The organism is Myxococcales bacterium (assembly GCA_012517325.1).
Taxonomy (GTDB): domain Bacteria; phylum Lernaellota; class Lernaellaia; order Lernaellales; family Lernaellaceae; genus JAAYVF01.
Genome location: JAAYVF010000132.1, coordinates 99,242 through 107,682, shown reverse-complemented (window position 1 = coordinate 107,682; position 8,441 = coordinate 99,242). Strand labels below are relative to the sequence as shown.

The following is an 8,441-nucleotide window of genomic DNA, read 5'->3' as shown; positions in this document are numbered from 1 at the left end:
CAAAGCCCGATGCAAAACGGAAAATCGAAAGGGAACAACCAACTGGACGTGGGTCTATCAGGCCTCGGCTCCGAACTCTACGTAACCAAGGGGACATTTTTGCTGCACAGTTAAGGGGACATATTGCCTAAGTATAAACATAGGAAAATGTCACGCCAAACTTGCTTGTCGAATCATCGCAATCATGTTAAACAACTTTGAGCAGGGGATGGAGTCCCCCTTCAAACCGCCCGCCAAACAGGGCTGATGACTCCTGCCGCCGTATCGACGAGTGGCGGGAGTCGCACCGCAAAAGCGGTAACCTTATCTCCCGTCAAGAGAAACAGGGCTGATCGTCGGCCGGCGACGGATAACCCTTTTTTGCCCTGTCCGGAGAGCTTTGTGGAACAAGCGTTTGCCGTCGCAGCGCTTTGGTTGGGTCTGGCCATTGTCGCCACCATTATCGCCAATCGCCTTCGCATCTCCATCGCCCTCATTGAAATCGTCGTTGGCGTTCTCGCGGCTTTCTTGATCAACGGTACTTTCGGCGACGAAACCATGGGCGCGAATCAGCCATGGCTCAAATTTATCGCCAGCTCGGGGGCAATCCTTCTGACTTTTCTCGCCGGAGCCGAACTTGATCCGGCCACGTTGCGCACGAAATGGAAGGAAGTATGGATTGTCGGCATGGTGGGATTTCTCGCGCCGTTTCTCGGCTGCAGCGCCGTCGCTTACTGGCTGGTCGGTTGGGATGTGCGTCCGAGCTTGCTTGCAGGCGTGGCTCTCTCAACAACCTCCATGGCGGTTGTCTATGCCGTCATGCTGGAATATGGCTTCAACAAAACCGATTTTGGGAAAGGCGTCCTGGGCGCCTGTTTTATCAACGATCTGGGGACGGTCATCATGCTCGGGCTGTTGTTCGCCCCCTTTACCTTTCGGACCGTCATTTTTGTGATGGCCTGCGTCGTCGTCCTTGGCCTGTTGCCGTTCCTGACCGCGAAACTGACCGCGTTGTATGCGCATCGGACCGCTGCGATTCGGACCAAATGGGTCTTGTTTGTTCTGTTCGGGCTTGGGGCATTGGCCTTGTGGTCGGGCAGCGAGGCCGTGCTGCCGGCCTATCTTGTCGGAATGATCCTCGCGAACGCGGTCGGTCGCGATGAGTTCTTTGCCCGAAGATTTCGGACCCTGACCGTTGGCTTTTTAACGCCGTTTTATTTTTTACGGGCCGGATCATTGGTGTCGCTGCCTGCCCTACTTGCCGCGCCGATCGTTTTTTTGTTGCTGTTCGGCGGCAAGGTATTTTCGAAAATTTTCGGGCTCTATCCAGTACTCAATCAGTTTAAGAGAAACCGCAAGGAACGTTGGTATTATACGTTGTTGATGTCCACCGGACTTACTTTTGGTACAATCTCCGCCATGTACGGGTTGTCGCATGAAATCATCACCCAAGCACAGTATTCTCTCCTGGTGGCGGTCGTCATCGCCAGCGCGGTTGTGCCGACCTTGGTCGCCAATTTTGCGTTTTTACCGCGCCATCTGTTGAGTCAGGTCAACCCGTCGATGCAAGGTTTCGTTAAAAACAAGCAAGGAATTGTCCATCATTCTTCCAAGGGGGGAGAAAATGTTTGATAAAATTCTGGTGGCCTTTGACGGCTCGGAAGCCAGCACCCGCGCGTTTGCCACGGCACTCGATCTGGCGCAAAAGTATCAGGCCGTTTTATTGCTCGTCTCGGTGATCGAGGATCTGCCGCGTTACGCGGAGGAATCGATGAACGGGGTTGACGAAATGTTGGAGCAGGGCAAACAGCATTTCGCCGATCTTCAGCAAGGCTTGATTGCCAAGGCTCAAAACGCCGGCCTCGGAATCGCCGCGCATGTCCTGCCCGGCCACGTGATTGAAACAGTGGTGGGAATCGCGGAACAGGAAAAGGCGGACCTCATTGTGCTGGGCGGCCAAGGCCGTACGGGAACTTTCCGGCGCGTGGCGAGTCTCACGGGAGTTCAAATCGCCCATCATGCGCCCTGTGCCGTGTTGATCATGCGCTGAACCTAGAAGGAGAAACTCGATGAACGCGAAAAAAATTGTGTCGATAAAGGCCATGGAAATCCTGGATTCACGAGGCAACCCGACGGTGCGAGTCTACGTCACGTTGGACAACGGGATCAAAGTATCCGCCTCCGTGCCGTCCGGCGCATCCACCGGCGAAAACGAAGCCCTGGAACTGCGTGACGGCGATAAAAAGCGATACGGTGGAAAAGGTGTTTTAAAGGCCGTCGCCAATGTCAATGATCTGATTGCCCCGAAGCTGATCGGCCTCGACCCGACGCGGCAGGCTGAAGCCGACCGCCTGATGATCGAACTGGACGGCACGCCGACCAAGAACAAGCTCGGCGCAAACGCGACCCTTGGCGTTTCGATGGCCGTGGCCCGTGCCGCCGCCGACGCCAGTGGCCTGCCGCTCTACGCCTACCTCGGCGGTCCCGGAGCGACGCGGATTCCCGTGCCGATGATGAACATTCTCAACGGCGGCAAGCACGCGGACAACAGCGTCGATCTTCAGGAATTTATGGTGATGCCCATCGGCGCGCCCACATTCGCCGAGGCGCTACGTTACGGCGCGGAGACCTTTCACGCACTGAAGGGCATTCTAAAGAAGAAAGGTTACGCCACGGCTGTTGGCGACGAAGGTGGTTTCGCTCCGAATCTGAAGAGCAACGACGAGGCCTGCGAAGTGATCGTCGAGGCGATCAAAGCGGCCGGTTATCGGCCCGGCGTGGACGTGGCCATAGCTCTCGATCCGGCGGCAAGCTCGTTTTACGAGAACGGCGCGTACAACCTCGCCAAATCAGGCCAGGGCGTCAAATCGAGCGCCGAGATGACCGAGTTTTATCGCGGTTGGCTTGACAAGTACCCCATTGTTTCCATCGAGGATGGCCTGGCCGAGGATGACTGGGAAGGCTTCCGCGCGCACACGGCGGCGTTGGGTTCGCGGATTCAGATCGTCGGTGACGACAACTACGTGACGAATACGCGGTACATCGAGCGCGGCATCCGCGAGCATTCCACGAATGCCGTGCTGATCAAGCTGAACCAGATCGGCACCGTGACCGAGACCATCGAGGCGATCAACCTATGCCGCAGGGCCGGGTGGGGCTTTGTGATCTCGCACCGCTCCGGTGAGACCGAGGATGCGTTCATGGCCGACTTCGCGGTGGCGATGGGCGGCGGCCAGATCAAAACCGGTTCCGCGTGCCGTAGTGAGCGCATCGCCAAGTACAACCGCCTGCTGGAGATCGAGATGGAACTTGGCGCTTCGGCGGTCTTCAATAATCCATTGCAAAGGTAGAATGGTTGAAGTCGTAGGACGAGATAAATTTGTGAAGTCGTTGCTTCCCCCACTGACGGGCGGCAAGCGGGTAGTCCTGTATGGTCCGATCGGCATCGGAAAGAGTGCGATTCTCCATGAAGTCGCGAAACGGCTCCGCACCATTGGTTGCCCCTACGGCTTAGCTTCGTCAACCGCGACACTTCATGACATCACGAGGGCGCTGCTTCAGGTTTATCCCGAATACGACATTGAAGAATGGTCGCAACAACGAATACGGGGTCGCATGAAAATCGCCGCCGAGAATCGGGCAGGTGTCTTGCTGCTGGATCATTTTCAGGACATCGGCACGGCCTCCAAGGGTTTTCTCAAACAGCTCTGGACCTTGAAAATCGGAATCCTGGCGGCCGTCGATGTGGAATTCCCGCGTGACGCGGCGCGATTCCGCTCGCTGAAAATGACGGACAAGAGGATTGAGGTTCCGCCGCTCGACAAGGATTCTATGATGACGATTTTCGAGACAGCCGCAGGCGAGCACCCCTTGCCTCGTCCTCCGGACGATAAGGAACGGCGCGCAATACTGCGTAACGCCAATGGTCGCCCGGGGTGGATCAAGATGATGGGGCAAAGAGCCGGGAAACCTCGCTACTGGAACGATGGTCGTTTGCTGACGGGGTTGTTGCGTATCGATGTCTCGTCGGATATTGCCGGGCAGTACCTTGGGATTTCGTTCCCTAAACTCGATCCGCGAAGTTCGGCGCCCCCGGCCAAAGTGGAGAGAGGGCCAGTCTGAATGGACATGACAGAGGGACATAGGAGGAACATCTCCATCACATTCCAGCTTCTGGACCAGGCGCTCTGCGAATTCCGTTCCTGGGCGGAAGGCCGGGAATACAAGTCCGTGTTTTACGAAGAGGTCAATAACCTTGGCCCCGAACGGAGAGACGCCCTTCTGAAGGAAGTGGAGTATTTGCAGGCTCGCCTACGCGAAGTGCAAAACGCCCTGCAGTTGGAAGGCCATGCCGTCAGGGCTACGGAGTCGATCCGGTCTCATGCCACGAGCCTGTGGCTTTATTTGGTCGAACTGGGCGGCAAGTACCTGCGGGGCTACGGCGATCCGTCTCCGGAACTGCTGGCGTTCCTTGATCCTCGGGTACGAGAGTTGTTGCAAGGTGTTCAGCATATTGGCGATATCGTGAATAAAGAAAGTGATGCGACCGAAGGAGTGAACAGATGACTACACCCGAGGCTCTGTTGCATTCCCTGAAAAAGATCGAGGCCGTTTGCACGACTTTTGGGATCGTCTCGTTATCGCCGCAGATCAAAGCCGCGACCGACGCGCTATCTGACGGCGGCATTGTGGACGTGGCGATTTTCGGGCAATTCAAATCGGGCAAGAGTTCCTTCCTCAACAGCCTTTTTGGCCGTGAGATCGTCCCGGTGGATGTACTGCCGACGACGGCAGTGGTGACGCGCATCGGCTACGGCCCCACCGCCCACGCCGTCGTGCGTTACCTTTCCGGAAAAAGTGAGGACGTTTCGTCCGGCTCCGTTGCGGAGTACGTGACCGAAAGCGAAAATCCCGACAATCGCAAACAGGTCGCCATGGTCGAAGTTGAAAGTCCGACACTGGCGAAATTCCAGGGTGTCCGCTTCGTCGATACACCCGGCCTGGGCAGCCTGTTTCGACACAATACTCAGGCGTCGTTGGACTGGTTGCCGCGCGTGGGAGCGGCTATCGTCGCCGTGAGCATCGACCATCCGCTTTCCGAGCAGGACCTTCAGCTTCTCGACGAGTTGGCGCGGCACACGCCGGAAATTCTAGTCCTCTTGTCAAAGGCTGACATCGTAACGTCGGGGCAAACCGAGAAGATCATCGATTTTACCCGCGAGCAACTCGACAAGTATTTTGGCCGCACGATTCCCGTGTTCCCTTTCTCGATCCGCCCCTCATTCGAAAATCAGCGTGACGCACTCCGCGAGTTTCTGATCAGCCGCGTGGTCGAGAACCACGAAACTCGGTTCAGCGAGATCATGTCCCACAAAGTCCGTGCGCTTGTCGGATCGTGCCGGGAATACCTGACGGTTGCTTTGCAGGCTGCGTCAGCCGACGAGGAGGCGCTGCGAGAATTGCGCGGTCTCCTAAGCCGGGAAAAGGACGACTTCGACCAGATTCGCAATGAGGTCTGGCTTGTCGCCAATGACCATAAAACAAAGGTGCAGAACGCCTCATTCGAACGGTTCAGAGTTTACCGGGGTGAATTGACCGAGAAGCTCCTTGCCGAGTTGAAAATCAAAGCGCCGGAATGGAAAGGTCACCTCTCTAAAACCTCCACCGCTTACAAGGCATGGTTGGAATCGACGTTGGAAATCGAGATGAAAACCCTCTCCATGCAAGGCGAGGACTTTCTTGCGCCCTATCTGACGCAATCCCAAGCGGCCATCGCCCGTTCAGTACGAGCCTTTCAGGATCGATTAGCCCAGGCAATCCAGAAGGCTCTGAAAACGACATTGACCGGCGCTCAGTTCCAGGGCGAGATCGAAGAACCGGCGCGTCCGGATGTGCGCGTCGGCAAGACGTTCGATATCCCGCTCGACCTGCTCTGGTTCATCATCCCGATGCTCATCTTCCGGCCCCTTGTTAACCGACACCTCCAGAAACAAATACCGTGGGAGGTTGAGAAGAACCTTTCCCGCCTCAGCGCCCAGTGGGCCGGTGCGACCAACCGTTGCATCGACGATCTTGCCAAGCAGGCCATGGAATTCATCCGCCATGAACTGGCCGTCATTGAACGGTTGGTTGGGGATCTGCCCGCGCAAGGTAAAAATGTCCAAGACGCATTACGGGAATTGGCGACGCTTACCGATGGTCCGGATGTGTCTCGGGCGGATTTTTCCCGCGGCTAGATTTTCGCTGCCCCCCTCCCAGCCGTTCCGCCGGGATTCGTTTTCCCATCACGATAATGATAAACTGCCTCCATCCAACAAGGGGAGGCGGACGATGCGGCTTTTCACCCTGGCAATCGGTGTCATTTTCCTGCTGCTCGGCGCGTCGGCGTCGGCGGATGAAGTCACCATTCAGTACGACGACGGCACCGCCGAGGGGCAATTGCAGGGCCTTGTCACCGGCGACATCGAGGCCTTCCGACTGTCGACCGACCACCCCGCCACGCTGCTGCGCCTGCAATTGCAACTGGACGGCGGCGACCTCGGCGGCGATACGGAAGTGCATCTTTGGAGCGAGTACGGCGGCAACAACCTCGACCTCGACGGCGATCTGATCACGCCGATCGCCCTGTCCGTCGCACCGGGCGTCGACTGGTACGAGTTCGACGTTTCCGCCGCGGCGATCGAAATCGAGCCCTGGTGGAATTTCCATGTCGGCATCGTGCATCTGCAGGACGGCGAACCGCTGGTGCCGTTGGACACCGACACCATCACTCCGGAAATCCGCACCGAGTACTACAGCGTCGCCGACGACACCTGGTATTACGCCGGCACCGACGCGGGCTCCTACGCCTATATGATTCGCGCCGTGGTCGACTATCACGACCAGATCGACCCGGCCGACAAGCCGTTTCAGGATGACACCGACGCCGCGGGGTTGCCGCGCACCAACGCCCGGCCGGCCTGGGCCGACTACGACAACGACGGCGATCCCGATCTGCTGCTCGCCGGCAGCCTGCTGTATCGCAACAACGGTGACGGTACCTTCACCGACGTAACCGAGGCCGCCGGGTTGGCGGGCCTGCCCGGCAGCGGCGGCCTGTGGGCCGATTTCGACAACGACGGCAACCTGGACATTTACGTGGCCACTTCCGCCTACGAGGTCTATTACAACCACATCCTGCGCAACAACGGCGACGGCACCTTTGCCGACATCACGTTGACGGCCTTCGGCGGCGAGGAACTGCTGAATTACGAATCGACCGAGGGCCTCGGGCTGGGCGACTACGACCGCGACGGCTACGTGGACGTCTACGCCGGCGCCTACGAGCGGGAAAGCCTGGGCGCGTGCCCCTTCGACAAATTTTTCCGCAACAATGGCGATCTGACGTTCGTCGATCGCACGGCCGACCTGGGTTTCAAGGACGACATGTTCCAGTGCGCGCGCGGCGTGCAATGGATCGACTTCGACAACGACGGCGACGCGGACATCCACGTGAGCAACTACCGGCTCGATCCGAATTTCCTGTGGGTCAATCCGGGCGACGGCGGCAAGTTCGTCAACGAGGCCGAGGAACGCGGGTTGGCCGGCGACACCACGGGCGATCCGGTTTATTACGGCCACACGATCGGTTCGGCCTGGGGCGACCTGGACCTCGACGGCGATTTCGACGTCGTCGACGCCAACCTGGCGCATCCGCGGTTCATCGATTTTTCCGATAAGACCCAGGTGCTGCTGTCGAACGGCGCGCCCGACTTCGGCTTCGCCGACGTACGCGGAGATGTCGGCGTCCGCTACATCGAAACCCACTCCAACCCGAACCTGATCGACGTGGACAACGACGGCGACCTCGACCTGTACATCACCGACGTTTACGTGGGCTACAAAAGCCAGTTGTATTTGAACCGCCTCGTCGAGGAAGGATCGTTGCGTTTCGAATTGTACAACTACCAGGGCGGCATTCTGGTCGACAACGGCTGGGGCAGCGCCTGGGCCGATTACGACGGCGACGGCGACCTGGATTTGTACTCCTACGGCCTCTGGCGCAACGATTTTCCGGCCGGCAACTGGCTAAAGGTCAAGGCGGTGGGGCAGAAGGCGAACCGGGCGGCCATCGGCGCGCGCCTGACCCTGGAGGCGAACGGCAAAACCTATTTGCGCGAAATCCAGGCCGGCAGCGGCACCACCACCCAAGACGACTTGATTGCGCACTTCGGCTTGAACGAGGCGACCGTGGTCGACCGGTTGACGGTGGCTTTCCCCGGCGGCAGCACCGAAGTGCTGGAAGACATCCCCGTCAATCAAACCATCACGGTGACCGATACGGCCGCGCCGGACGCCGATGACGACGACGACAACGACAGCCACGACGACGATCAAAGCCCCGGCCCGTCCGGTGACGATGACGACAACGACGACGACGATTCCGGTTGCGGTTGTTGAAGCCGCCGGCAAGGGTGATGTGA

At 58.4% G+C, this 8,441-nt stretch carries 7 protein-coding genes; all 7 read left to right on the top strand.

From position 1 onward, the window contains the following. Positions 1–381: 381 nt before the first annotated feature. Positions 382–1,611 carry a cation:proton antiporter gene (locus GX444_21640; protein NLH51186.1) on the top strand — a complete coding sequence of 410 codons (1,230 nt, stop codon included), beginning with the start codon at positions 382–384 and terminating at the stop codon, positions 1,609–1,611. Next, complete coding sequence (locus tag GX444_21635) at positions 1,604–2,029, top strand: universal stress protein (GenBank protein NLH51185.1); 426 nt, start codon at positions 1,604–1,606, stop codon at positions 2,027–2,029. Before GX444_21640 ends, GX444_21635 begins: the two co-directional genes overlap by 8 nt. A 19-nt stretch (positions 2,030–2,048) precedes the next feature. Then, the gene (gene eno / locus GX444_21630) at positions 2,049–3,329 is read left to right on the top strand and encodes a phosphopyruvate hydratase (GenBank protein ID NLH51184.1); all 1,281 of its coding nucleotides are present in this window, start codon (positions 2,049–2,051) and stop codon (positions 3,327–3,329) included. Position 3,330: 1 nt separating this feature from the next. After that, positions 3,331–4,101: an ATP-binding protein gene (locus GX444_21625; protein NLH51183.1), complete on the top strand. Its 771-nt coding sequence runs from the start codon at positions 3,331–3,333 to the stop codon at positions 4,099–4,101. Continuing rightward, the gene (locus GX444_21620; GenBank protein ID NLH51182.1) at positions 4,102–4,545 is read left to right on the top strand and encodes a hypothetical protein; all 444 of its coding nucleotides are present in this window, start codon (positions 4,102–4,104) and stop codon (positions 4,543–4,545) included. Next, positions 4,542–6,215 (top strand): hypothetical protein, encoded by a 1,674-nt coding sequence (locus GX444_21615; GenBank protein NLH51181.1) that lies wholly within the window; start codon positions 4,542–4,544, stop codon positions 6,213–6,215. The genes GX444_21620 and GX444_21615 overlap by 4 nt, the downstream gene beginning before the upstream one ends. Before the next feature lie 94 nt (positions 6,216–6,309). Next, on the top strand, positions 6,310–8,418 hold the full coding sequence (locus tag GX444_21610; protein ID NLH51180.1) for a CRTAC1 family protein: 2,109 nt from the start codon (positions 6,310–6,312) through the stop codon (positions 8,416–8,418). The last annotated feature ends 23 nt before the right edge of the window (positions 8,419–8,441 follow it).

Coding starts and splice junctions, on each gene's coding strand:
- GX444_21635 (NLH51185.1), top strand. CDS start 1,604: ATGTTTGATAAAATTCTGGTGGCCTTTGACGGCTCGGAAGCCAGCACC.
- eno (NLH51184.1), top strand. CDS start 2,049: ATGAACGCGAAAAAAATTGTGTCGATAAAGGCCATGGAAATCCTGGAT.
- GX444_21625 (NLH51183.1), top strand. CDS start 3,331: ATGGTTGAAGTCGTAGGACGAGATAAATTTGTGAAGTCGTTGCTTCCC.
- GX444_21620 (NLH51182.1), top strand. CDS start 4,102: ATGGACATGACAGAGGGACATAGGAGGAACATCTCCATCACATTCCAG.
- GX444_21615 (NLH51181.1), top strand. CDS start 4,542: ATGACTACACCCGAGGCTCTGTTGCATTCCCTGAAAAAGATCGAGGCC.
- GX444_21610 (NLH51180.1), top strand. CDS start 6,310: ATGCGGCTTTTCACCCTGGCAATCGGTGTCATTTTCCTGCTGCTCGGC.